General features: G+C 59.8%; 18 protein-coding genes. 13 read left to right on the top strand and 5 right to left on the bottom strand.

Features of this window, described 5'->3' with window-relative positions; genetic code table 11:
* Positions 1-15 precede the first annotated feature (15 nt).
* Both CQ002_RS18725 and CQ002_RS18720 read left to right on the top strand, forming a co-directional pair.
* Complete coding sequence (locus CQ002_RS18725) at positions 16-504, top strand: GFA family protein (RefSeq protein WP_105162380.1); 489 nt, start codon at positions 16-18, stop codon at positions 502-504.
* Positions 505-811: 307 nt separating this feature from the next.
* Positions 812-4,792, top strand: a complete 3,981-nt coding sequence (locus tag CQ002_RS18720) for a hypothetical protein (RefSeq protein WP_105162381.1) — start codon at positions 812-814, stop codon at positions 4,790-4,792.
* A gap of 2 nt (positions 4,793-4,794) precedes the next feature.
* Here the strand turns inward: CQ002_RS18720 and CQ002_RS18715 are convergent, their stop codons facing one another.
* Together CQ002_RS18715 and CQ002_RS18710 are read right to left on the bottom strand one after the other, a co-directional pair.
* Positions 4,795-6,075, bottom strand: coding sequence for an ATP-binding protein (locus CQ002_RS18715; protein ID WP_105162382.1), 1,281 nt, complete (start codon positions 6,073-6,075; stop codon positions 4,795-4,797).
* The gene (locus CQ002_RS18710; RefSeq protein ID WP_034104836.1) at positions 6,076-6,783 is read right to left on the bottom strand and encodes a winged helix-turn-helix domain-containing protein; all 708 of its coding nucleotides are present in this window, start codon (positions 6,781-6,783) and stop codon (positions 6,076-6,078) included.
* Between the two features lie 561 nt (positions 6,784-7,344).
* On the opposite strand from CQ002_RS18710, the gene CQ002_RS28410 reads away from it, so the two are divergent.
* Genes CQ002_RS28410 through CQ002_RS18690 form a run of 5 tightly spaced genes read left to right on the top strand, consistent with a single transcriptional unit; the run spans position 7,345 to position 12,645 of the window.
* Complete coding sequence (locus tag CQ002_RS28410; RefSeq protein WP_199777301.1) at positions 7,345-8,880, top strand: class I adenylate-forming enzyme family protein; 1,536 nt, start codon at positions 7,345-7,347, stop codon at positions 8,878-8,880.
* A 17-nt stretch (positions 8,881-8,897) separates the two neighbouring features.
* Positions 8,898-9,890: a class I SAM-dependent methyltransferase gene (locus tag CQ002_RS28405; protein ID WP_199777302.1), complete on the top strand. Its 993-nt coding sequence runs from the start codon at positions 8,898-8,900 to the stop codon at positions 9,888-9,890.
* The gene (locus CQ002_RS18700) at positions 9,883-10,989 is read left to right on the top strand and encodes a hypothetical protein (RefSeq protein WP_052211096.1); all 1,107 of its coding nucleotides are present in this window, start codon (positions 9,883-9,885) and stop codon (positions 10,987-10,989) included. Before CQ002_RS28405 ends, CQ002_RS18700 begins: the two co-directional genes overlap by 8 nt.
* 26 nt (positions 10,990-11,015) lie before the next feature.
* Positions 11,016-11,402 carry an ectoine synthase gene (locus CQ002_RS18695; RefSeq protein ID WP_034104832.1) on the top strand — a complete coding sequence of 129 codons (387 nt, stop codon included), beginning with the start codon at positions 11,016-11,018 and terminating at the stop codon, positions 11,400-11,402.
* A gap of 43 nt (positions 11,403-11,445) precedes the next feature.
* Positions 11,446-12,645: an MFS transporter gene (locus CQ002_RS18690; RefSeq protein WP_034104830.1), complete on the top strand. Its 1,200-nt coding sequence runs from the start codon at positions 11,446-11,448 to the stop codon at positions 12,643-12,645.
* Here the strand turns inward: CQ002_RS18690 and CQ002_RS18685 are convergent.
* Positions 12,601-13,203: a tRNA-(ms[2]io[6]A)-hydroxylase gene (locus CQ002_RS18685; protein ID WP_034104827.1), complete on the bottom strand. Its 603-nt coding sequence runs from the start codon at positions 13,201-13,203 to the stop codon at positions 12,601-12,603. The two genes, CQ002_RS18690 and CQ002_RS18685, sit on opposite strands and share 45 nt — an antisense overlap.
* A gap of 152 nt (positions 13,204-13,355) precedes the next feature.
* Between CQ002_RS18685 and CQ002_RS18680 the strand changes: the two genes are divergently transcribed.
* Positions 13,356-14,219, top strand: a complete 864-nt coding sequence (locus tag CQ002_RS18680; RefSeq protein ID WP_034104824.1) for a universal stress protein — start codon at positions 13,356-13,358, stop codon at positions 14,217-14,219.
* A gap of 39 nt (positions 14,220-14,258) precedes the next feature.
* On the opposite strand, the gene CQ002_RS18675 is transcribed toward CQ002_RS18680, so the two are convergent.
* The gene (locus CQ002_RS18675) at positions 14,259-14,729 is read right to left on the bottom strand and encodes a DUF1289 domain-containing protein (RefSeq protein WP_034104822.1); all 471 of its coding nucleotides are present in this window, start codon (positions 14,727-14,729) and stop codon (positions 14,259-14,261) included.
* A 396-nt stretch (positions 14,730-15,125) separates the two neighbouring features.
* Between CQ002_RS18675 and acnB the strand changes: the two genes are divergently transcribed.
* Positions 15,126-17,735: a bifunctional aconitate hydratase 2/2-methylisocitrate dehydratase gene (gene acnB / locus CQ002_RS18670; RefSeq protein ID WP_034104820.1), complete on the top strand. Its 2,610-nt coding sequence runs from the start codon at positions 15,126-15,128 to the stop codon at positions 17,733-17,735.
* A gap of 1,214 nt (positions 17,736-18,949) precedes the next feature.
* Here the strand turns inward: acnB and CQ002_RS18665 are convergent.
* Positions 18,950-20,227: a serine/threonine transporter gene (locus CQ002_RS18665; RefSeq protein ID WP_069077524.1), complete on the bottom strand. Its 1,278-nt coding sequence runs from the start codon at positions 20,225-20,227 to the stop codon at positions 18,950-18,952.
* A gap of 284 nt (positions 20,228-20,511) precedes the next feature.
* On the opposite strand from CQ002_RS18665, the gene CQ002_RS18660 reads away from it, so the two are divergent.
* The 4 genes from CQ002_RS18660 (at position 20,512) to CQ002_RS18645 (ending at position 24,017) form a co-directional block, all read left to right on the top strand.
* The gene (locus CQ002_RS18660) at positions 20,512-21,105 is read left to right on the top strand and encodes a TetR/AcrR family transcriptional regulator (protein ID WP_105162383.1); all 594 of its coding nucleotides are present in this window, start codon (positions 20,512-20,514) and stop codon (positions 21,103-21,105) included.
* Positions 21,106-21,288: 183 nt separating this feature from the next.
* A complete protein-coding gene (locus CQ002_RS18655) occupies positions 21,289-21,813 on the top strand; it encodes a cysteine hydrolase family protein (protein ID WP_105162384.1) in 525 nt (174 codons plus the stop codon).
* A 53-nt stretch (positions 21,814-21,866) separates the two neighbouring features.
* On the top strand, positions 21,867-22,820 hold the full coding sequence (locus CQ002_RS18650; RefSeq protein ID WP_105162385.1) for a 2-hydroxyacid dehydrogenase: 954 nt from the start codon (positions 21,867-21,869) through the stop codon (positions 22,818-22,820).
* A gap of 129 nt (positions 22,821-22,949) precedes the next feature.
* Entirely contained in the window at positions 22,950-24,017 is a 1,068-nt protein-coding gene (locus tag CQ002_RS18645) for a phosphotransferase family protein (protein WP_034106092.1), read from the top strand.
* Positions 24,018-24,025 lie beyond the last annotated feature (8 nt).

Raw genomic sequence — 24,025 nt, 5'->3', positions numbered from 1 at the left:
CTCAGGAGTCAGCCCATGCAGCTTGAAGGATCCTGCCATTGCGGCGCCGTGACGTTCAGCCTCAACAGTGCCCACCCCTACCCCTACCAGCGTTGCTACTGCTCGATCTGTCGCAAGACCCAGGGCGGTGGCGGTTATGCGATCAACCTGGCGGGCGATGCCCAGAGCTTGAAGGTCCGCGGGCGCAAACTCATTTCGATCTACCACGCCAGGCTCAAGCCCGAGGGCGCCAGCTGTGCCCACGCGAGTACCGCGCAACGGCACTTCTGTTCGCAGTGCGGCAGCGCCTTGTGGTTGTTCAGCCCGGAGTGGCCGGCGTTGATCCACCCGTTCGCCTCGGCCATCGACACGCCGTTGCCGGTGCCGCCGGAGCATACGCACCTGATGCTGGGGTCGAAGGCGCCATGGGTGGAGGTTACGCTGCGCAAAGGCGACCTGCAGTTCGATGAATACCCCGAAGAGTCCATCGCCCAGTGGCACGAGCGGCACAAGTGCCAGTGCTGACAACCTGGCCCGCTGATCGTGCTTGAGCCTTGCTCGGCAAGGCTGCCGGAGACCCAAGGTGACTGCAGCGCGACCATCCGCTACCTGCCGATAGCGTGTGAAACATGCACTCACTGATTCAGATGGGAACCAGCGGCCTGGCGCTAGCGACGAACGGGAAAACACCCAGTCGCTATCGTCGTCCTTGCGGAGCTCATTGATGGTCCCCTCTACGCAATCTACACCCCTTGGCGCCACACGCCAGGCCCCACCCCCAGAGGTAGAGCAGCCCTCCTCTCCTCAGTCAGCCCCCCCACCTCCTGACTGGATGGCAGTCATCAACAGCACGCCACGGCACAAAGCCGATGCAGCATTGGCCGGCGCTTACGCTGCCGCGCTGACCACCGCTGCGCACAACCTGCCCTCACCCGTCACGGGAGGCGAGACCATTTACCCCATTCCCATCGACTCTACGTTCGGGCAATGGCGAAAGCACCTCGACGCCTTGTTGGCGAGTGACGATTTCAAGCAGTGGGCCCACGACAATCGTGTTGACCTGTCCAAGACCATTCGTATTTTCCCTCCAAGCGACGCCACTTCGGGTTGGATATACGCCCAGGGCACGCACTCTGCACCCAACGAAGCGGGTGCAGGCGATTCGCGTAGCGCTCGCACGGCCCCCCGCGCTTTCGGAGCACGCTTCAGCGACGGCCAATCGCTGCCTGCCTCGTGGCCTTTGATCCTGCAGGCAGCTAAAACGCTAGCGGCGGGCCAACTCTCAGTCTCTGTCCCTTCGCCCCTTCATTCCGTACTCGACACACACGCCGAGCGCCCCGCTCGACTCGAAGAACTTGCAGCCTTCTATGGCGAGCAAGTGCCTGATGGCCATGAAGCGCTTACGCAACGCGCGAATCAGTTAAGACAAGCCACCACCTTCCCTCTACCCGGTGCATCACGCTCGACAGCGCAATTTGAAATGCGCTCCGAGGCCGTACTTGAACAGCAACAAAGAGCGTTCGGCGATATCCGTAACAACACCCTCCTGTGCCAGCGGTTGTCCACGGCGATCACACCACCGCCCACCTCAACCCGCGCAACGGACCTGCCTCCCTCTTTCGTCGACTCGCCAGAGACGCCAGAACAGGCGACGCGAAGAGAAAAAGCCTGGATTGCACAACTGCTCGAAAGTGACTCATTCACGTTAGAGGTCGACCCTTCTTCCTGGTACTTTCAGGATGAGCAACTGGCGCCTGGGGCCCGCGTCAGCCTCAAACGGTTCATCACCGACAAGGGGTGGAACGTTCCGCAGACAAAAGACGACATCAACAACTTGATCAAGTCCATCCAACGAGGGTCATTGCCCTCGCTTCCCCGTGGAAATCTCACCGGAGCCCTGGGCTGGACGGCGGCACTGACGCCGGATGAAAAAAAGCAGCTCTACAGCCACGTCCGATTTAACAACCTCAACCTACCGGGGCTGGGCGCTGCGCATGCCCCGTTCAACAATAACGGCGGAGCATTCAACTACCTGACTCAAAACCGCCAGTGGTCATCCTCCGAGCTCAACGCTGCACATGAGGTTGTAGAGGACATACTCAGCTCGCCAAAAGCCAGGGAACTGGAAGCGGCGTTGCAACGGCAGATGGGCGTCCTGGGCGATGCCAGCGGTTCTGATATGACGTTGGCGGCGATCCTGCTGGGGTTGGATACCGATAGGGCGCTGGGTTTGTCGAAGAGAAATGAAATTGCCGGTTTCGATCTGGCGAACAAACGCTTCTACGGGCAGCCGCTGAATCAAATCAGGCAAGCGCTGACCGACCATCTGGCCGAGAGTGAGCGCACCCCTGCCAGGATGGCTCCCGTTGCAGCGTATATGCTGCTTTCAAGCGCCGCGCCGGAACTGTTGGTCAAGGATATCCCTGTCGACGTGACCTACGGCTCACCAACGTGGGCCAGCCTGAAGGCCACAGTGGCATTCATAGAGGCAAAGAGCCCTGGCAGCGCCTCACTCATGCGCTTCGCCGACGTGGTCGAGTACGGGGCAATCGAGCCGATTTCCGAAGACGAGCACGCGCTGCTGAATGAGGCCAGGCGGGAGACCGTCATCGATTGGGCGCTGGTGCATGGCGTGCTGCCGCCATCGCCAACGGGACGCTACTCCGACGAGCAATTGAATACCGCGCAGACAACCTTCTGCGAGGTGATGAGCGCGCTGCAAGCCATTTCCGGGGATTTAACCGCACCCGTCCCGATGCTTAAAGACATGGCTTTGGAAGAACTGGGGACGCGCTACAAGCATGTTCCACTCGAGCTGGCCGTGATCACCAACCCCCAGGCAAGAACGAACAACGCAACCAACAACGACCTCTTACACACCAACACGGGCCCCTATTCGCTACTGGACCTTTACATCGCCAACCAGGCACCAAGCCCGGAAGAACAGAACAAGTGGTATTCATTAAGAGAACAGGTCGTTCCGGGAGGATCGGTCGAACTGCTGCACACACTGCCTGATATCAAGTCCGCCCACCGCCTGGCAGTGACCGAGCATCAACGCGGCAGAGAAAGGGGGTTGAGCAACCTCACCAGGCATCTCATTTCGCAATTACCGGTGGGCGACAGAGCGCAACTGGAATATGGAAAACTTGATATTTTCGTTGAAGGCGAGGTCATCAAACATCGCGTTCCAATCCGGTCCGGCACGCTCAACCTTGACGAATCAACGCCTAGGCAAGCGCCCGGCAAGCGCTCGTTGATCATCAGATCGACGCTCAACCATAACGCAAGATTTTATGAGTTTTGCCCACAGCAAAACTACGTGAGACTGCGCGATGATCTGGACAGCGGCTTCGTTCCAGGGCCGCAAAAAGCATGGGTAAGAGAACGCTCACCGGACACGGGGGGAGAAAAGTACTCCACCACGGCAATCACTGAATTCGGCACTCCTGAGAGCGACAACAGTAAGTTAGGGGCCACCCCACCGCCCACAGGCGAACTTGCCCCTGCCTCCTATACCAGCGCACGCAGCCAGTTTCTTGGCGAGCTGCTCGCCAGGCATACCCTCGGGTTCGTCGACCTCGAACAACGGGTGAGCGCGACTGGCCACGCAACACGCTTTGACGACGAAGATGAAGAGTTCGAGACCCATAAAGAGGCGCTTCTGGCCTCGTTGATCGTCGTCAATCCGATCAGGAATGTGATCAACGGTGACTGGCTTGCGCTGGCGTCCGACGTCCTGTTCGATGGGGTCATGTACGTCACGACCGCTGGCCTGGGCAAGGCTGCCAGCGTGATCAAGCCGTTGAATGGCGCACTTGCGAAAACCGGCAAGCCGTTCGGGCGGCGCCTGTTTGCACAAACACCCCATCCTCCCGCTAACCGACTGACCGATAATTTCAATCAGCGCTCGCCCGGAAAGACCGGGCACCATGACCTTGCCGATTTAGCCAGCCGACCGGATATCGCTCAGGGCACTTATAGAAAGGGCCTCGTCGAGCTGTCTACACCTGCCACCTTCAATAAACCAACTGGCAAGTGGTACGCGGTAGATTCAAAGACTAACAAGGCTTATGGAAAACCTCTTGAACACTTTACGCCACAGGGATCGGCACGCCTTGATGACGCACTGCCCGGCCCCCAGAGGAGCGCCATGAGCCCTGCGCAACGGACACTGGACAGAGCGCTGGGGCGCGACAACGTTATTCAGATGGGAGGGCCGATGCGCGATCTGAAACTGATTGGCAATGAAGTTCATACCTTCACCGATACCTACAAAGGAACGAAACGTCTCAATATCGTCGCACACGGTGTCAAACGAAATTGGGTCGATCGGATCACGGGAGACGGTACGAAGATCGTCATGGATAACACACTCTATGATGCGCCTGGGTTAGCGACGTTGCTGAGAAGCAGAGGTGTCGACCCTGCGACTTTCGATAACGTACGCCTTCTGGTTTGCTATTCCGCCGAAGGAAGAAGCAGAGCCTTTGGACGTCTCTTTCAAAGAGAAATAAATAGACCCGTCAAGGCGTTTGAAGGGACCGTCTCATTGACGCACGGCTCGACCTCCGTGACCGACGTACGGAATAAAGTACGCAGCGACGTGTTGCTGAGCTATCCACAGGCGACACCGGCCGATATTGAGCAAGCAACCGATATTTTGACGGAAGGATTATTCAATGGAAAAGCCACTCCACATATCCAAAAAAACCATGGGCAGACCATCAGGGTCAATATCGATGCGGGCAACAGTGCCCCTCATTATGAAGATCTGAAGATCAGCTACCTGCCGCGACGATTCACTCGGTAGCGCTATGACTCAGCGTACGCCCACGTCATCCTGAACGACGCGCCACCCCACTCCGAATCCAGCACCTGCACCTGGCCGCCGTGCCACTGCGACACCCGCTGCACCAGCGCCAGGCCAAGGCCGAAGCCACCGGTGCGACGGTCGCGGCTGGCGTCCAGGCGCATGAAGGGTTGGAAAATCTTCGCGCGGCCTTCCTCCGGCACACCCGGCCCGTCGTCACACACCCGCACTTCATAGCCGTTGCCGAACGTGAGCAACGACACTTCCACGCGGCACTCGGCGTAGCGGATGGCGTTGCGCAGCAGGTTGATCACCGCACGTGCCATGAAGCGCGGCTCGATCTGGATAACGTCTACCTCGCAAGTGCGCAACGACAGCTGGATACCGGCCGCCTCGGCCTCCAGGGCCACGCTGCCGATCACACTGTCGAGCCAGCTGTGAGCCTCGATGGGCTCGCGTGTGACCTGGGTGGCGCCGCGCTCGAGGCTGGCGTAGGTCAGCAGTTCGGAGACCATTTCTTCGAGCTCGCCCAGGTCGGCATACATGTCAGTGATCAATTCGCTGCGTTGGCGCGGGTCGGTTTGCTGTTTGAGTTGGTCGAGCTCGAACGACAGGCGTGCAATCGGCGTACGCAGTTCGTGCGACACGGCGTTGGTCAGTTCTCGCTGGTTGGCGATCAGGCTTTCGATGCGCTCGGCCATCTGGTTGAAGTGCCCTGCCAATTCGCGCACGGTGGAGCGGCGCGGCAGCAGGATGCGTGACCCGAGGTCGTTATCACCGAAACGTTGTGCCGCCAGGCGGATATGCTCCAGGTCACGCCAGTGCGGACGCACCCAGAAATACAGCACGATCGCCAGGCTCAACCCCAACAGGCTGTAGGCCCACAGGTAGAGCCATTTCGGTTCTTCGGGCAGCTTGATATTCAGCAGTTGCGGGCCGCCATCGATGTTGGCGATGAACTCCATGAAGTCGCCGCGCACCACCAGTTTTCCGGCGGCGAGCAGTTGCTGTTCGCGCGGGCTCAGCGCCAGGTCATCGCGCTGCACCAGTTTGAGGTGCAGGCCGTAATGAGGTTGCAGCTCGCCCAGCCGTGCCTCGCGCGCGTCGCCCGGCAAGGGCCGCAATTGTTCCACCAGGCCATAGGCGGGGCCACGCAGGGCTTCGCGGTTGTAGGTTTCATTGGCTTCGGGCAGCAACTCGTCAAACGTGTAGTTGACCAACCAGATCGCGCCTGCCAGGCCCAGCGCGAGGATGATGTACAGGCGGATATAGAGCCGCAGCATCTAGAACTCCCACGCAAACGGATTGAACAGGTACCCCTTGCCCCAGATAGTCTTGATGCACACCGGTTCGCGGGGATTGTCGTTGAGTTTGCTGCGCAGTTTGCTGATGTACACATCGACACTGCGGTTGAGGCCGTCGAAGGCGATGCCCCGCATGCGGTTGAGGATGTCATCGCGGGACAGGATCGTGCCCGAGTGACTGGCCAGCAACCACAGCAATTCGAACTCCATGGTGGTGAGGTCGATCTTGTCATCGCCCAGGCTGACCACCCGGCAACTGCGATCGATGGCCAGCCGCCCGAAAGCCAGCGACCCGCGCACCGTTGGTTCCGGTGCCTGTCGCCGTTGCAGGGCGCGCAGGCGCGCCAGTAGCACCGGCGGCTTGATCGGCTTGATCACATAGTCGTCGGCACCGGACTCCAGCCCGAGGATATGGTCCAGGTCGTCTTCCTTGGCCGTCAGGATCACGATAGGCGTGTCGGACACCGCGCGGATCCCGCGGCACACATGCAGGCCACTTTGGCCGGGCAGCATCAGGTCGAGTACGACGATCTTCGGTGTGAAGTCCAGGAACGCCGCCAGGGCCTCATCACCCCGATGCTCCACGCGCACCTCGAAACCATGCTGTGACAGGAAGTGCGCGATCAGCCCTGCCAGTTTTTCGTCGTCCTCAACGAGCAACACCTTGCCCAAGCCCAGGTTTTCCATAAGTTCTCAGTGTGCAGACACGGATTGAAGAGCGGGCATTATAGGTGGCAAAGCCAGGCCGCAGAGGTACTACGCCTGACGAAAACCGCCTTTCACCGAGGTTTTCAAAGAAACTTCATGTTTTTAAAAGTTTTTAACATTTCACCCGTAGTTTTTAACCCTGGCTGTCGTTCGCGCCAGTGGGTTTGAGATTGGACGTCGATTTTTCTGACATCCCCTCCCCACGCCCATTTGGGAAATTTCAACCCTGCCATTAATAGGAGACACGTTCTATATTGTCACCTCGCAGTGACAAAAATCAGCAGCACGCGCGTTGACAGATCAGCAACCCAAATGAAACTATCCTTGAACTTTCAGCGATTCACCGTCGCTTAAGTTCAAGGATGACCATTAAAATAAATATCAAAGGAATTGATATCATGCGACACCTCGCCCCCGCCTGTTGCCTTCATCTTTTTTCGTCACCCCCTTATTCAAGCCTTCGCCAATCCAATTAAGAAAGCCGCCCTTACCGGACAGCTGCTTATCGTCTTTGTGCTTATTGAAAACGGGTGGCCCTGCATGTATTTGTATCATGACGTTATCGAGAAAAACGCGGCCAGGCACCCGGAAAAATGCGCCATCGTTATTGATGCAGTTCGTTACAGCTATGCAACGCTTCAGCGACGCACAACCCAAATTGCCCGACTTTTAGTCGCTAACGGTACTCGTCCGGGCGATCGTGTCGCCTTGTATTCGCCGATATGCATCGACCTGGTCGCCGCCTACCTCGCAGTGATGCGCGTGGGCGCAATTACAGCGGCCACACACCCGACTTACAGCCGGGAAAAACTGGTGTACCAGCTCAACCATACAGGGGCGAAGGTGCTGATCACCCAAGGCGTCGATGCGCTGGAAACACTGTGCCAGGATTCGGCGCTGGAGCGAATCGTGCTGATCGGAACCGATGAGGTATCGAGTCCACATAGCCTGTCCCTGGACCGCGGTGTCATGGCTTGCGAGGCCCTGGCGGCAACGCTTCCCGACTTGCAGGACGACACTCGCGTCACGTCGATTTTCTACACCTCCGGTTCCACCTTCAATCCGAAAGGCGTGGTCGTCAACCATCGCATCATGGCCTCGGCAACCGCCGCCGTTACGGCTTACCTGGACAATACCCCGGACGACGTGATCCTCAGCTATTCCACACTGGCCTCCGACTACGGGGTGTATAACACTCTGATGCCGTTGTATTTCGGTGGCACCACGGTGATTGAAAGCCAGCCACCCCAGACGGCGGACGATGTGCTCGAAGTGGTTAAACGTGAGGGCGTCACCGGCCTGCATGTATTCCCACCGATATTTTTCCTCCTGGCGAAGACGCAAGCGCACTGGCAGCGGCAACTGCCCCGCCTGCGCTACATTTCCAGTAGTGGTCAGCCGTTATACACGCGCCATATAGAACGTATCCGTCGCGCACTGCCTAACGTTCAACTGTTCTCCAATTACGGCTTGACGGAGTGCAAGCGCGTTAGTTACTTGCCGCCTGAAGAAATTGACAAGCGACCCACTTCCGTTGGCAAACCTTTGCCGGGCGTCAGTGTATTTATCGTTAACGAAAACGGCGAACAACTTACACAACCGGATGCCATCGGCGAACTTTGGGTCACCAGCGATTACTTGATGCTTGAATATTGGAACATGCCGCAAGCCACTGACGCCGCGATAAAACGCAATGTTTTCGGCACGCCCAGGCTTTATCGCACGGGCGATCTCTTCAAGCGGGATGACCAAGGCTTTCTTTATTATGTAGCCCGTCAGGATGATGTGTTTGCGCGCAACATATGGAATGTGAATCCGCGAGAAATAGAGCAATGCCTGGCCTCTCACCCTGCCGTCGCCCAAGTGGTTGTGGTACCGGTGGCCGATGAGTCGGCGGGCTTTTTGCCTAAAGCCTGCGTCGTCCTGGAACGTGACCATGATTCCAGTTGCGAAGCCGCGCTGCAGGCGCATTGCAAACGGCTCATGGACTGGCACATGGTTCCTGCGCTGTGGGCATTCATGGACGCATTGCCCCAAACCGATTCCGGGAAGACCACCGGCAAAGGCTTGGCCTGACATCAAGGAGCGATACGATGGACCCTGCACACGACGAAGCCCTCAACAACAGTGCGATGGTGAAACTGGCCGAGCATTTTCACAACCTGGCCACCGGCTCGACCCAGGTGCCTTCCCGGCCGCTCACCAGCCACCTGCGCGAGACCATCGCCGATGTCGATGTCATCGCCTATCACGACCGTTTAGTGGCAGATGCCGGCCCGCTGTTTTCGCACTTCCTGGCCAGCGTCCCGTATGTGCTTGAAGAGCTGGCCCGGGTGGGTGTTGCGCTGACCAGGCTTGCCCACGCACGCCGTACACACCAGGGGCAACGCTTCAGTTTTTTTGAAGTCGACGCGTTCGACGGTAGCAATGGTCGCGCACTGGCGCACCACGCTCGTGGCCTGATTCAAACCCTGACGTGCTCGCCCAATCGCGCCAATCAACTCGCCTTTGACCAATTTGCGCTGCCTGAACGCTCGATGTTCTACCCACACTCGTTTTTCAAGGTCAGCCCGCCACTGCTCAGCTCGGCACCCTATCAACGATTCGCCGAGGGGTTCGACTACCTCTATGAAACCGCTGCATTCCAGTTCTACACCCAGGACCGCGACGCGCAGCTCAGTCACATCAAGCCCCTGCTCAAGGCAGGCGGCCTGGCGTTCTTCCTGGAAAAGCTCAATCACACCGACCCTCAAGAATATCGACGTCGTGAAGCGCTCAAGGATGACGCGTTCAAAACGCGCTATTTCACCGCCGAGCAAATCGAGTGGAAGCGCAAACAAATGCTGGAGCAGATGCAAACCGGACAAGTGTGCAGGGATGACCTGGTTGCCGCCCTTCAACGGCATTTCAAACACGTCTACCTGCTATGGAACAGCACCAACTTCTACGAGTTCGTCGCCTCGGACGATCAGCAGCACATTGAGCACTTCATCACGCTGCTCGGCCCGGTCAACCAACCTGGCGGCTTCTGTTTCGAACGTACGTCCCTTGGCAAGCAGCCGCACAAGGAACCACTCGATGCCTGAGGCCTACCTGTCAACGTGGCGCGATCGGGCGGCCCTTGCGGATAAAAACCGCCGCTTGAGTGACGAGACACTCAATGAACTCCACGCAAATGGCCTGCTGCAGTGGGTCTGCCCGCGCCGGGCCTTACCGACGACGCCTGGCTGGCCGGCACTGGTGCGATCCTCCAGAGCCGCAGCAAGGGCCTGTGCGTCGACTGGCTGGTTGATCAGCCTGGTGGGGGGGCACGCCGCCATCGCAGCGCGCCTTGACCCTTCATTCGAGGCAAAGCTCTATGAAACCGGCCCCACGCAGCTGTTTGCATCCGCGTCAGTTGGCCCGGACAGCCAGTTGTCCTTTGAGCCCGAAGGCATGCGTGTCAGCGGTCGCTGGCGCTTCAGCTCGGGTATCGAACACGCGACATGGCTGATCCTCAATGCCCCCTGTGCAAACCATCCCACGGCCGACGCGAGCGATCGCTTCCTGGTTGTCATCGCGAAAAAAGACGTCACAGTTCTCGACAACTGGGACGCCCTAGGCATGCGCGCCACGGGCTCGCATGACGTGGTGACGCCCGCGCTACGGGTGCCCCACCACGAGGTGTTCCCACTCCAGGACGTATTCGGCCCACGACGCGCTGGCGCCGGGCATGACTATCTCTACAGTGTGCCCATCGTGCCGTTCATCACGACTTCGATCATCGGCCCCCTGCTGGGGTGCGCGGAAGGCGCTTACGAACTGCATCTACAGGCACTGGCGCGGCAAACCACTCCGCCATCAGCCACCGCCCTTGAGCGGGTCGCCCACAGCGGCGCGCAATTGACGGCGGCGAGTGCACTGTTTGATTCACTGATCGACCGCCTGGATGCGTCAGGCCGTGCATTGCGCCCGCTCACCGCACCCGAGCTGACCGCCCTCAAGCGTGATCGCAGTTACCTCGCACGCCAATGCGTTGAAGCCGTACACCGGCTGGTGGAACACAGCGGCGCCTCGCAGATGACCACCGACAACCCTGTGCATCGCCATTGGCGCGACCTTCAGACAATGGCCGCGCACCGTGACGTGCACTGGGATTCCGCAATGCTGGCCAGTGCTACATCAGCGCTCCAACCGCACCTCTAGCGCCAACTCATCAACGGGAGAAGACCATGTTCATCCGCAGCAAAGCCGACATTGAAAAAACCGCTCATTTCGTGGAATGGGGCGCAGGCACCAGCCACCGCCTGCTGACTGAAAAAGACCAGATGGGCTATACCGTCTGCCACACCGTCGTGCGCGCGGGTACCGAGTCACTGTTGCATTACCGCAATCACCTGGAAGCCTGCTACTGCATCGCCGGTGAAGGCGAGGTTGAAGACATGGACGGCAATGTCTACCCGATCCGCCCGGGAGACATGTATGTTCTGGACCAGCATGACCGGCATTACCTGCGCGGTGGCCAGCATGAGGACCTGGTGCTGGTCAGCGTATTCAACCCGCCGCTGCGGGGCGATGAGCGCCATAACCTCAGCGACACCTCTGGCTCAAGCTATTGATTGGCCGTCCGTCGACGCCTTGATTCACTGAAACGAGAGCACCATGCGCAAGGACTACCTGGCTTTTTTCATCTCTTTATTCCTGTCACGGCTTGCCGACCAGATCCTGCTGTTCATCGTGCCGCTGATTGTGTTCCAGACCACCAACAGCGTCGCGTGGGCCGGGCTGGCGTTTTTCGTCGAGTCACTGCCACGGTACCTGGCCTTTCCAGTCTGCGGCGCGCTGTGTGACAAGTTCTCCCCCGTGCGCATCCTGCACATCAGCCAGGTATACCGTGCCCTGGCGTGTGTGGCGGCGGTGGCGCTGTACGGCGTGTTTGACGGCATTTACTGGCTGGTGGCGCTGTCTGCGCTGTGTGGTGTGCTAACCACCCAAGGCATCATGGCCCGGGAAGTGGTCATGCCGCACATCTTCAAGCATTACACCTACGCCAAGACCTTGTCCTACTCACAGATTGCCGACCAGAGCGGCCTGGTGCTCGGCCCGCTGATAGCTGCGCTGATGCTGGAGGTATGGGCCTGGCACTGGGTGGTGCTGGGGGTTGCCGGCCTGTTTGTGCTGGCGGACCTGGCGATGTTGATCTGGCAGCGCAACACGACAGTGAACCTGGAAAGTTTTGAGCAACACCGAGACATCTGGCTGCAACCGCTGCGTATCGCATTCGGGCATATCCGCAACCTGGCGGAACTGAAGCGGATCATTGCCCTCGCGGTCGGGGTAAACCTGATCATCGGTGTGACGCTGGCCACTTCGGCGGCGATGGTCACCGGTCACTTTGCCGCCGACAAAGACGCCTACGCCCTGTTGCAGGCAGCCGGAGCAGTGGTGACCATCGCGATCCTGTTCTACCTGGCGCGCGCCACCCTGGCGTTGAAAGTGCTGGGTGGGCTGTCGTATTCGATGATTGCGGCCGGGGCGTTGGTCATGGCGATCAGCCCCAATCTCTGGGCCTACACCTTGGGCTTCCTGCTGGTCACCGGCTTCGACAAGATGTTCAACGTGTACATGCGCAGCACCCGCCAGCGGGTCATCCCGGTGCAGGATTTCGGCAAGACCGTGGGCGTGATCACGCTGCTCAACAACCTGGCGCAACCCATGGCCGGCCTGGCAATTGCCGTGCTGGCTGCGCCCTTGAGTACCCAGACGGTGATCCTGCTGTTGACCGGGATCACCGCGTTGATCGGCGTGGCCGTGGCCTCAGGCTGGCACGCCACTGTGAAAGCGGAACTCGACGTCGGGTGACTCGATCAGGTCCTGCTCGGCGGCCCTCACCCGCTCGATCACCTGGGCAATGTCCTTGGCGTCGCCATACTGGTACGCCAGCTTCAGGTAGCCCTGGAAGTGCCGCGCCTCGCTTTTCAGCAAGCCGAAGTAGAACTTGCCGAGTTCTTCGTCCAAATGCGGCACCAGCGCTTCGAAACGCTCGCAACTGCGCGCTTCGATAAAGGCCCCCACCACCAGGGTGTCCACCAATTTGACCGGCTCGTGGCTGCGCACCACTTTGCGCAAACCGGAGGCATAGCGCCCGGCATGCAACTGGCGTAGCTCGACCTTGCGCTTTTTCATCAGGCGCATGACTTGTTCGTGATGCACCAGTTCTTCGCGGGCCAGGCGCGACATCATATTGATCAGGTCGACATGGCCGTGGTACTTGGCGATCAGGCTCAGGGCGGTGCTGGCGGCCTTGAATTCGCAGTTCTTGTGGTCGATCAGCAAGGTTTCCTGATCGGCCAGCGCGGCCTGGACCCAGGCATCAGGGGTGCGGCAACCGAGGAATTCGTGGATTTCTGGCAGGTTCATCGGGCTCACGGGCAAAAGAATCACAAAAGGCCGGCGATTATACCGACCCCGCCGCAGACCACCAGCCGCCGCCCTTGATGTGCATCAACATGACGTGAGCCACGCAGCAACTATAGTTGTTCCAGCCCCCGCCTTTTTTGGAGATCCCGATCATGCAAGCCATCCGCAGCATCCTGGTGGTCATCGAGCCCGAGCATTCGGAAAGCCTGGCCCTCAAGCGTGCCAAGCTGATCGCCGGGGTCACCGGCGCACACCTGCATTTGCTGGTCTGCGACAAGAAGCATGAGCACTCGGCGCTACTGGCGCTGCTGAAGTCTGGCCTGCAGGAAGACGGCTACAGCGTCAGCACCGAGCAGGCGTGGAATACCAGCCTGCATGACACCATTATCGACGTGCAGCAGGCTGAAGGCTGTGGGCTGGTGATCAAGCAGCATTTCCCCGACAGCCCGCTGAAAAAAGCCCTGCTTACACCGGCAGACTGGAAACTACTGCGCTATTGCCCGACGGCGGTGTTGCTGGTCAAGACCGCTACACCGTGGGCCGGTGGAGTAATCCTGGCGGCGATCGACGTGGGCAATACCGATGGCGAACACCGCTCCTTGCACAACTCGATCATTGACCACGGCTTTGATATCGCCAGCCTGGCCAAGGCGCAGTTGCATGTGATCAGCGCCCATCCGTCGCCGATGTTGTCCGCGGCGGACCCGACGTTCCAGCTAAGGGAAACCATCGAAGCGCGGTATCGCGAGCAATGCCGGGCGTTTCAGGCAGAGTTCGACGTGGATGACGCCCACCTGCATATCGAAGAAGGCCCGGCGGATGTGCTGATCCCTTTCGCGGCCCATAAGTGGCAAGCGGCGGTGACGATCATCGGCACCGTGGCACGCACCGGAATTTCCGGGGCACTGATCGGCAATACGGCGGAGGTGATACTCGATGCCGTGGAAAGCGATGTGCTGGTGCTCAAGCCGCAGACATTGATGGATCATCTGGAAGAGCTCGCAACCAAGCCCTGACACCGCCCGTTCAGGCAATGAAGATTGGGAGAGGTGTTGTTAGTCAGCAAACACATCCTTGAGGAAGCCCGGCGCGATATAGCGCTGGTAATGCGCCTCGGACAGGATAAAGAACTCGCGGTCAATGGCGTCGCGCAGGTCCGGCAACGGCCAATCGCGAAACTCCGGCATCAGTACCATGCCGTAGGCCTCCAGGTTGGAGATCACTCGCGCGCCACGGGCGATCAACTGGTAGGCCCAGCAGTATTCGGACTGGTGCGGCACGAAGCGGATCTTGCGTTGTTCCAGCTGGCCGCGCAGGGTCCTGGGGTCGAAAACTTCCAGCTTGCCGGCCATTACCTGCACCAACAACTGTTCCAAGCGTAGCCAGACCGCGCGTTTTTCCTCTTCGTTATAGCCATTCCACTGGATCACTTCATGGTGGAAGCGTTTGCAGCCACGGCACACGAGATCGCCGTAGACCGTGGAACACAGGCCGACGCAGGGGGTCTTGATGGTTTGGTTGGACATGGGCTAGGGCACGCAGATCAGCGAAACAATGCGCCATGTTAGCCCTTTGTCTAACCTTCATCACCCTGCAAACTTGGCGAGGCAACTTACCTTTAGAATTTTTTTGCCGTAGAATCATCCGGCCTTGTAAGGCGCCAATAATCCGCTGGAAGCTGTTTTCAAAGCGTCACGAGCACAGTCGTTCCTTCAGAACGGTGTTGGCGATGGTCAATGACTCGGTAGGTCAAGCCCTCGCCAACCCTCATCAGCTCCGTTCTGCAGGCGTAAAACTTTGAAAGCAGCTTCTGTGAGGAATGCCGGCAGCGCTGGCTTTGCGGCCCAAAAAGCCCCCGAGCGCATGCGTGCCGTTCATTTCTGGATGAGCGTCCCGTGGGACCACTGATGAGGGTAATAACTGTGCTTGAAGCCTACCGCAAACATATCGAAGAGCGTGCAGCCCTGGGTATTGTTCCCCAGCCGCTTAATGCCGAACAAACCGCAGGCCTGGTCGAGCTGCTGAAAAATCCTCCGGCTGGCGAAGAAGAATTCCTCGTTGACCTGATCACCAACCGTATTCCACCAGGCGTTGACGAAGCTGCCTACGTCAAGGCCGGTTTCCTGTCTGCCCTGGCCAAGGGCGAAGCCACTTCCCCCCTGATCGACAAGAAACGCGCCGTTGAACTGCTTGGCACCATGCAAGGTGGCTACAACATCGTGACCCTGGTCGAGCTGCTGGACGACGCCGCACTGGCCCCTGTCGCCGCAGCCCAACTCAAGCACACCCTGCTGATGTTCGATGCATTCCACGACGTGGCCGAGAAAGCCCGTAATGGCAACGAGCACGCCAAAGCCGTGATCCAGTCCTGGGCTGACGGCGAGTGGTTCCGCAACCGCCCTACCCTGGCCGACAAGATCAGCCTGCGCGTGTTCAAGGTCACCGGCGAAACCAACACCGACGACCTGTCCCCTGCGCCTGATGCCTGGTCCCGTCCAGACATCCCGCTGCACGCCCTGGCCATGCTGAAAATGGCCCGTGAAGGTATCGTGCCGGACGAGCAAGGCAAGACCGGCCCGATGAAGCAGATCGAAGAGATGCGCGGCCAAGGCTTCCCGATCGCCTACGTCGGTGACGTGGTCGGTACCGGTTCCTCGCGTAAATCCGCGACCAACTCCGTACTGTGGTTCTTCGGCGACGACGTTCCTTACGTACCGAACAAGCGTGCTGGCGGCTTCTGCTTCGGCAGCAAGATCGCTCCGATCTTCTACAACACCATGGAAGATGCTGGCGCACTGCCAATCGAGTTCGACGTCACCAACATGAACATGGGCGACGTGATCGACCTGTACCCGCATGCTGGCAAAGTCTGCAAGCACGGTACCGACGAAGTCATCACCACCTTCGAAATGAAGACCCCGGTACTGTTGGACGAAGTCCGCGCTGGCGGCCGTATCCCGCTGATCATCGGTCGCGGCCTGACCGACAAGGCGCGCGCGGAGCTGGGCCTGGGCCCTACCGACCTGTTCAAGCTGCCTGAAGCACCTGTCGATACCGGCAAAGGCTTCACCCTCGCACAGAAAATGGTCGGCAAGGCGTGCGGCCTGCCAGAAGGCAAAGGCGTTCGCCCTGGCACCTACTGCGAACCGAAGATGACCACCGTAGGCTCCCAGGACACCACCGGTCCGATGACCCGTGATGAACTGAAAGACCTGGCGTGCCTGGGCTTCTCGACCGACCTGGTGATGCAGTCGTTCTGCCACACCGCGGCCTATCCAAAGCCGATCGACGTGACCACCCACCACACCCTGCCTGACTTCATCATGACCCGTGGCGGTGTATCGCTGCGTCCAGGCGACGGTATCATCCACAGCTGGCTGAACCGCATGCTGCTGCCGGACACCGTGGGCACCGGTGGTGACTCCCACACCCGTTTCCCGATGGGCATCTCGTTCCCGGCCGGTTCCGGCCTGGTTGCGTTCGCCGCGGCCACTGGCGTAATGCCACTGGACATGCCGGAATCGATCCTGGTGCGCTTCAAAGGCAAAATGAAACCTGGCATCACCCTGCGTGACCTGGTTCATGCCATTCCTTACTACGCGATCCAATCGGGCCTGCTGACCGTAGAGAAGAAAGGCAAGAAAAACGCCTTCTCCGGCCGCATCCTGGAAATCGAAGGCCTGAACGACCTGACGCTGGAACAGGCTTTCGAGCTGTCCGACGCCTCGGCCGAACGTTCGGCTGCCGGTTGCACCATCAAGCTGTCGAAAGAGTCGATCACCGAGTACCTGAACTCCAACATCACCCTGCTGCGCTGGATGATCGGTGAAGGCTACGGTGACCCGCGCACCCTGGAACGTCGCGCCCAAGCGATGGAAGCCTGGGTTGCCAACCCGGAGCTGATGGAAGCCGATGCCGACGCGGAATACGCCGAAATCATCGAGATCGACCTGGCCGAGATCAACGAGCCGATCCTCTGCGCACCAAACGATCCGGACGATGCCCGTCTGTTGTCCAGCGTTGCCGGTGAGAAGATCGACGAAGTGTTCATCGGTTCGTGCATGACCAACATCGGTCACTTCCGCGCTGCCGGTAAGTTGCTGGAGCAGGTCAAGGGCCAGCTGCCAACCCGTCTGTGGCTGTCGCCGCCGACCAAGATGGACGCTCACCAGTTGACCGAGGAAGGCTACTACGGCATCTACGGCAAGGCTGGCGCGCGTATGGAAATGCCGGGCTGCTCGCTGTGCATGGGTAACCAGGCACGTGTAGAGCCGAACTCGACCGTGGTGTCGACGTCGACCCGTAACTTCCCGAACCGTCTGGGTGACGGCGCTAACGTCTACCTGGCTTCGGCCGAGCTGGCGGCAGTGGCTTCTACCCTGGGTCGCCTGCCGACCGTCGAAGAGTACATGGGCTACGCGGCGAAACTGGACACCATGGCCAGTGACGTCTACCGCTACCTGAACTTCGATCAGATCGCTGAGTTCCGCAAGATCGCAGCAAGCGCCAACATCCCGGTGATTCAAGCCTAAGGGTGTGTTGATGTAGTTGTAGCTCGTAAATAAGCGCCGCGTATCGCAAGGTACGCGGCGCTTTTTTATGCCTGCGATGTGCTAGCAGCCCCGAAAACAAATGCAGGAGTTCAATCACTGAATAGGGTGAGTACCCCCGCGATCCAACTGTGGGAGCGGGCTTGCCCGCGAAGGCGGCCTGACAGGCGACTTGGAGGCTGGATCAGACCGGGTATATATCCGTTATTTAGGTAATGGCTGCTATGGGTTCCGCTCTTACAGCGGCTCACTTTTGAACAGCGCAAAAGTAAGCAAAACGCTCTTGCCCCAACACTCGGCACCTCGCCTAGGCTCGGTGTGCCCGTAATCCGACATGGATTTGGGGCGCCGCCACCACGCGCCATCCATGGCGCGGGGCGGCTAAACCGGTATCCCTGCCGGTTTACCCCCCAAATCCATGCCGAATTCCGGCCAGCGTGTTTAACGGGGCGCCTCAGATCAAGATCAAGATCTACAGCACGGCGGCCTGACAGCCGGCCTGAGTGGTTGGATCAAGAGCGGGTACGTGTAGGCACTGACTTGCCTGCGAAAGCATCAACCGGGTGTGCTTGATATACCGAGGTGCCCGCATCGCAGGCAAGCCAGCTCCCACAAAAAAGCAGGTAGGTGATTGACCTCTCAGCCATGCACGGCGACCTAAGAGTCGACCATTTTCTTACTATCGATCTCGGTCAAATGTGGGAGCTGGCTTGCCTGCGAAAGCATCAACCCGGTGTGCCTGATGCACCGGGGTGCCCGCATCGCAGGCAAGCCAGCTCCCACAGAAAAGCAGGTAGCTGACTGACCTCTCAGCCAAGCACGGCGACCTAAGAGTCGACCATTTTCTTACTATCGATCTCGGTCAAATGTGGGAGCTGGCTTGCCTGCAAAAGCATCAACCCGGTGTGCCTGATGCACCGGGGTGCCCGCATCGCCGGCAAGCCAGCTCCCACAGAAAAGCAGGTAGCTGACTGATCTCTAAGCCAAGCACAGCGACCTAAGAACCGACCGCTTTCTTACTATCGATCTCGGTCAAATGTGGGGAGCTGGCTTGCCTGCGAAAGCATCAACCGGGTGTGCCTGATATACCGAGGTGCCCGCATCGCAGGCAAGCCAGCTCCCACAGAAAAGCAGGGAGATGATGGATCTCTCAACCAATCATAGGGCCCTTGCATTCAGACAACCCACATCAGCCCTCAAGCAACAAACGAATACACCAACGCCGTAATCGCCACCAACCCCACCGCCGTGACAAACACATTGGACGCCTGCCCGCGGTACTTGGCCATGGCCGGCACCTTGCGGATCGCGTACATCGGCATCAGGAACAGGATCGACGCAATGATAGGCCCGCCCAGGGTCTCGATCATGCCGAGGATGCTCGGGTTCAGCGTGGCAACGATCCAGCACACGATCAGCATGAAGGCGGCAGTCATGCGGTCCAGGCTCTTCGCGCCCGGACGACGACCCGTCTTCAGCACCAGGCCCTTGAGGCCTTCGCTGGCACCGATGTAGTGACCCAGGAACGACTTGGCGATCGCCACGAACGCAATCAAGGGGGCCGCGAACTCGATGGTCGGGTTGTTGAAGTGGTTAGCCAGGTACGACAGGATCGACAGGTTTTGCGCCTTCGCTTCAGCCAACTGTGCCGGCGACAGGGTCAGCACGCAGCTGAACACGAAGAACAGCACCATCGCCACCATCAGCAGGTGGGCACGGGACAGGATCTGCGAACTGCGCTCATCGGCGTGGACGCCGTACTGGCGCTTCTGATCAACCGCAAAGGCCGAGATGATCGGCGAATGGTTGAACGAGAACACCATCACCGGAATCGCCAGCCACAGCGTGTTGAGCAGTGCGGACGGTGCCGGGACTACGCTGGCTGTGCTGAGAATGCCGCCGTTCCAGTGCGGAATCAGGTACACCGCCAGGAACAGCAAGGCGACGATAAACGGATACACCATCAGGCTCATGGCCTTGACGATCACTTGCTCACCGCAACGCACTACGGCCAGCAGGCCGAGGATCAGCACGAACGACAGGATTGCCCGTGGCGGCGGCATGATGTGCAGCTGGTGCTCCATGAAGCTGCCGACCGTATTGGTCAACGCCACGCTGTAAATCAGCAGGATCGGGAAGATGGCGAAGAAGTACAGCAAGGTGATCAGCGCACCGGCTGTGATGCCGAAGTGTTCTTCCACCACGTCGGTGATGTCGGAACCTTCACGGCCAGACAGGACGAAACGGGTCAGGCCACGGTGGGCGAAGAAGGTCATCGGGAACGCCAGCAGCGCAAGGATCACCAGTGGCCAGAAGCCTCCCAGGCCCGCGTTGATCGGCAAGAACAGCGTGCCGGCGCCGATGGCGGTGCCGAACAGGCCAAGCATCCAGGTGGTGTCCTGGCGGCTCCAGCTCGTGAGGGTTGCAGGTGTCGTTGCATAGCGTTCGTCGACGCTATTGGCCTGATCATTCATCCGGTCGGATCTCCGCATTTACAAGGCCGGGACGAGTCAGAAAAACCTGACAGGCAGCGCCCCGACCATAGAAGGGGCCGGATTGTCCGGGATTCTTCTGAATAAGCAAAGACTTAGCTGAGGAACGGTGCTGCGGTGCAGATGCACAGGCTCAGCTGTAAACGGCGGTTTTCGGGGCTCTCGGCGCAATACCGGATATACATTCCCGCACTAATCTATTTTAGAATCCCGCCTGTTACTGTAGTTTTCAGGCTGCGTCCGTCGTTTATCCAGAGAACCCCGCCATGCCTCGCGTTTCCCGCAAACAAGCCGAACTCAACCGCGAAATCATCGTCGAGGCCGCCACGCACCTGTTTCGTGAACGCGGGCTGCACGGCATCAGCTTGGCGGATGTCATGGCCGCCGCAGGCCTGACCCACGGTGGGTTCTACGGGCACTTTGCTTCCAAGGAAGCCCTGGCCACCGAAGCCTGCCAACAGGCGTTCGCGGTCGCGAACCTGGGCTGGCAGGCCAAAATCGATCGCAGCGAAGATCAGCAGGCCGCCCGCCAGGCAGTGCTGGGCCCTTACTTGGCCGCCTCTCATCGCGACAACCCCGGCGATGGCTGTCCGGTCTCGGCATTTGCCCCGGATATGTGCCACGAACCCGCCGACACGGCCTTGCAGCACACCTTTATTGAGGGCGTGGAGCAATCGCTGGAGGTCTTTGCGCAACTGGAGGACAAGGACCGCCAGGCCATGCTGGCCCACTACGCGATGATGGTCGGTGCAGTGACCCTTGCACGTGCGACACGCGGCAACAAGCTGTCGGATGAATTCCTGGTTGCTGCACGAAATGCCTTGCTGCCCGTTGACAGCCCTTCACCCGTCCCAGCATGATCGGGCCATGAACCTCATCCAGCTCGCCCTCACCCGTACCACCACCACGACCGCTTCCGGCGGGTCGCGCGGTGGCTGTGGGTGCCTGAGCTAGACACATCACAGATTCAACCCGAGGCCCCGCCAGCAATGGACGGGGCCTTTTTATTGCGCCGCCATCTGGCAATCACAAGGAGTAACACCATGGCTGACGCCCTGCTGATCATCGATATGCAAGCCGGCCTGTACGATGGCCCGCAAAAGCCCTTCGAGCGTGAATCTGTACTGGCCACCATCAACCAACTGGTTCGGCGTGCACATGATGCAGGCGCCCCGATCTTCGTGGCCCGCCACACTGGCCCGGCGGGTTCGCCGATTGAAGCGGGTAGCCCGTCCTGGCAGCTATGGCATGAATTGGACGTGGACGAATCCCGTGACCGCCTGTTCAACAAGACCCGTCCCAGTTGCTTCCTGGGCACGGACCTGGAACAGCAGTTGAGAGCGGCGCAGGTGCAGGAGTTGGTAGTCGTTGGCATGAAAACCCAGTTCTGCGTCGACACCACTTGCCGGGTGGCGGTGGAGCTTGGGTTCTCGGTGGTGTTGCCGGAAGACGGCCATACCTGCATGGACACGCCGGCACTGAAGGCCGAGGCGATTATCGAGCATCACAACGCGACCTTGGCCGGAGCGTTTGTGACGCGTGCAAGTGCGGTCGAGATCAGCTTCTGACAACCCAAATACTGCATACTCCTTCCCTCAAACCCTTCAGGAAGAGCCTTCCGATGACCGCCACTGTCCTGGTCCTGGTTGAAACCATCAACGAATACTTGCCCATCATCGAGAGCAATGACTTTCATGTGATCCTGGCGCCGACCCCCACCGAACGCGCCGAAGCGATCAAGGCCCACGGCAGCCAGATCAAGGCCGTGCTGACCCGCGGCCCGCTGGGCCTGTACGCCGAGGAAATCGCCGCCCTGCCCCTGCTGGAAATCATCTGTGTCATTGGTGCCGGCTACGAGCACGTAGACCTGCAGGCCGCGAGCAATCGCAGGATCGTGGTCACCAACGGCGCGGGGGTGAACGCCCCGTCGGTGGCCGATCACGCCATGGCGTTGCTGCTGGCACTGGTGCGCGGCATCCCGCAGACTGACGCCGCCGTGCGCCGCAGCGAATGGCCCAAGGTGATGCGCCCCTCGCTGGGCGGCAAGCAACTGGGCATCCTCGGGCTGGGCGCCGTGGGCCTGGAGATTGCCAAGCGTGCGGCCCTGGGCTTCGGCATGGAGGTGAGTTACCACAACCGCCAGCCACGCGATGATGTGGACTACACCTACTGCGCAACGGCGGTGGAACTGGCGCGCACCTCGGACTTCCTGATCCTGGCCACACCCGGCGGCGCCAGCACCCGCCACCTGATCGATCGCCACGCCCTGGATGCCCTGGGTCCCAATGGCTACCTGGTCAACATCGGCCGTGGCAGCGTAGTGGTCACGGCCGACCTCGTGGCCGCCCTCGAGCAACGCCGCATCGGTGGCGCGGCGCTGGACGTGTTCGACGACGAACCCAAGGTGCCCGATGCGCTCAAGAAGCTCAGCAACACCGTGCTGACCTCCCACGTAGCCGGCCTGTCGCCGGAAGCGGCCCACGACACGGTGCAGCGCGTGGCCGACAACCTGGTGGAATACTTCGCCGGCCGCCCGGTACTCACGCCGGTCGCCCTGCCCCCGCCCGATAAATGACCGATCAGGCACGCTGATCATCATCCAACACGCTAACCTATTAAGCCGCCCCGACCTTGTCGCTGGGCGGTTGCGCGCATTAGATTAGGAAATAGTCCAAGGCCTCTAGAATAAGCAGAAGGGATAAGCATGGCGCTGAACGACCAATCGACCCAGATTCGCCCAGGTGAAGAACTTGATGCCAGCCTGATCGATCCCTACCTCAAGGCTCATATTCCGGGCCTGAGCGGCACGCCCACGATCAGCCAGTTTCCCGGTGGCGCGTCCAACCTGACCTACCTGCTGGAATACCCGGGCCAGGAATTCGTGCTGCGTCGCCCGCCCTTTGGCCACAAGGCCAAGTCCGCCCATGACATGGGCCGTGAATACCGCATTCTGAACCAGCTCAAGGACGGCTTCCCGTATTGCCCCAAGGCGTACGTGCATTGCACCGATGAGTCGGTGATCGGTGCCGAGTTCTATGTGATGGAGCGCGTCAACGGCATCATCCTGCGCTCGGACCTGCCGGCCGAGCTGGGCCTGGACGCCGCCAAGACCGAGGCGCTGTGCAAAAGCTTCATCGATAAATTCGTCGAGCTGCACCAGGTGGACTACAGCGCCTGCGGCCTGGCCGACCTGGGCAAGCCCGAAGGCTATGTGCAACGCCAGATCCGTGGCTGGAGCGACCGCTACGAAAAAGCCCTGACCCCTGACGCGCCACGCTGGGACGCCGTGCGCGCCTGGCTCAACGAGAAAATGCCCGCCGACCACCCGACCTCAAGCATCGTGCACAACGACTACCGCTTCGACAATGTGATCCTCGATCCGCACAACCCGATGCAGATCATTGGCGTACTGGACTGGGAACTCACCACCCTTGGCGACCCGCTGATGGACCTGGGCAACACCCTGGCCTACTGGATCGAAGCGGCGGACCCGGCGCCGGTGCAACTGATGCGCCGCCAGCCGAGCAATGCGCCCGGCATGCTCACGCGCCGTGAGTTTGTCGACTATTACGCCGAACGCTCCGGCATCCAGATCGACAATTTCGACTTCTACTACACCTACGGCCTGTTCCGCCTGGCCGGCATCGTGCAGCAGATCTACTACCGCTTCTTCCATGGCCAGACCCAGGACAAACGCTTTGCGCAGTTCATTCAGATGAACACGCTGCTGGAGCAGATGAGCCTGAACGTCATCAGCAAATCCGCGCTCTGATCGCCTAC

This window comes from Pseudomonas sp. MYb13, assembly GCF_002980075.1.
Lineage (GTDB): Bacteria > Pseudomonadota > Gammaproteobacteria > Pseudomonadales > Pseudomonadaceae > Aquipseudomonas > Aquipseudomonas lurida.
Note: the sequence above shows the minus strand (reverse complement) of the source record. Positions and strands in the feature narration are given on the sequence as shown.

Excerpts from the sequence above, each read along its gene's own strand:
- CQ002_RS18710 (WP_034104836.1), bottom strand. The coding sequence starts at position 6,783 with ATGGAAAACCTGGGCTTGGGCAAGGTGTTGCTCGTTGAGGACGACGAA.
- CQ002_RS18665 (WP_069077524.1), bottom strand. The coding sequence starts at position 20,227 with ATGAATGATCAGGCCAATAGCGTCGACGAACGCTATGCAACGACACCT.
- CQ002_RS18655 (WP_105162384.1), top strand. The coding sequence starts at position 21,289 with ATGGCTGACGCCCTGCTGATCATCGATATGCAAGCCGGCCTGTACGAT.
- CQ002_RS18675 (WP_034104822.1), bottom strand. The coding sequence starts at position 14,729 with ATGTCCAACCAAACCATCAAGACCCCCTGCGTCGGCCTGTGTTCCACG.
- CQ002_RS18720 (WP_105162381.1), top strand. The coding sequence starts at position 812 with ATGGCAGTCATCAACAGCACGCCACGGCACAAAGCCGATGCAGCATTG.
- CQ002_RS28405 (WP_199777302.1), top strand. The coding sequence starts at position 8,898 with ATGGACCCTGCACACGACGAAGCCCTCAACAACAGTGCGATGGTGAAA.
- CQ002_RS18695 (WP_034104832.1), top strand. The coding sequence starts at position 11,016 with ATGTTCATCCGCAGCAAAGCCGACATTGAAAAAACCGCTCATTTCGTG.
- CQ002_RS28410 (WP_199777301.1), top strand. The coding sequence starts at position 7,345 with ATGTATTTGTATCATGACGTTATCGAGAAAAACGCGGCCAGGCACCCG.
- CQ002_RS18660 (WP_105162383.1), top strand. The coding sequence starts at position 20,512 with ATGCCTCGCGTTTCCCGCAAACAAGCCGAACTCAACCGCGAAATCATC.
- CQ002_RS18650 (WP_105162385.1), top strand. The coding sequence starts at position 21,867 with ATGACCGCCACTGTCCTGGTCCTGGTTGAAACCATCAACGAATACTTG.
- CQ002_RS18685 (WP_034104827.1), bottom strand. The coding sequence starts at position 13,203 with ATGAACCTGCCAGAAATCCACGAATTCCTCGGTTGCCGCACCCCTGAT.
- CQ002_RS18725 (WP_105162380.1), top strand. The coding sequence starts at position 16 with ATGCAGCTTGAAGGATCCTGCCATTGCGGCGCCGTGACGTTCAGCCTC.
- CQ002_RS18715 (WP_105162382.1), bottom strand. The coding sequence starts at position 6,075 with ATGCTGCGGCTCTATATCCGCCTGTACATCATCCTCGCGCTGGGCCTG.
- CQ002_RS18645 (WP_034106092.1), top strand. The coding sequence starts at position 22,950 with ATGGCGCTGAACGACCAATCGACCCAGATTCGCCCAGGTGAAGAACTT.
- CQ002_RS18680 (WP_034104824.1), top strand. The coding sequence starts at position 13,356 with ATGCAAGCCATCCGCAGCATCCTGGTGGTCATCGAGCCCGAGCATTCG.
- CQ002_RS18690 (WP_034104830.1), top strand. The coding sequence starts at position 11,446 with ATGCGCAAGGACTACCTGGCTTTTTTCATCTCTTTATTCCTGTCACGG.
- CQ002_RS18700 (WP_052211096.1), top strand. The coding sequence starts at position 9,883 with ATGCCTGAGGCCTACCTGTCAACGTGGCGCGATCGGGCGGCCCTTGCG.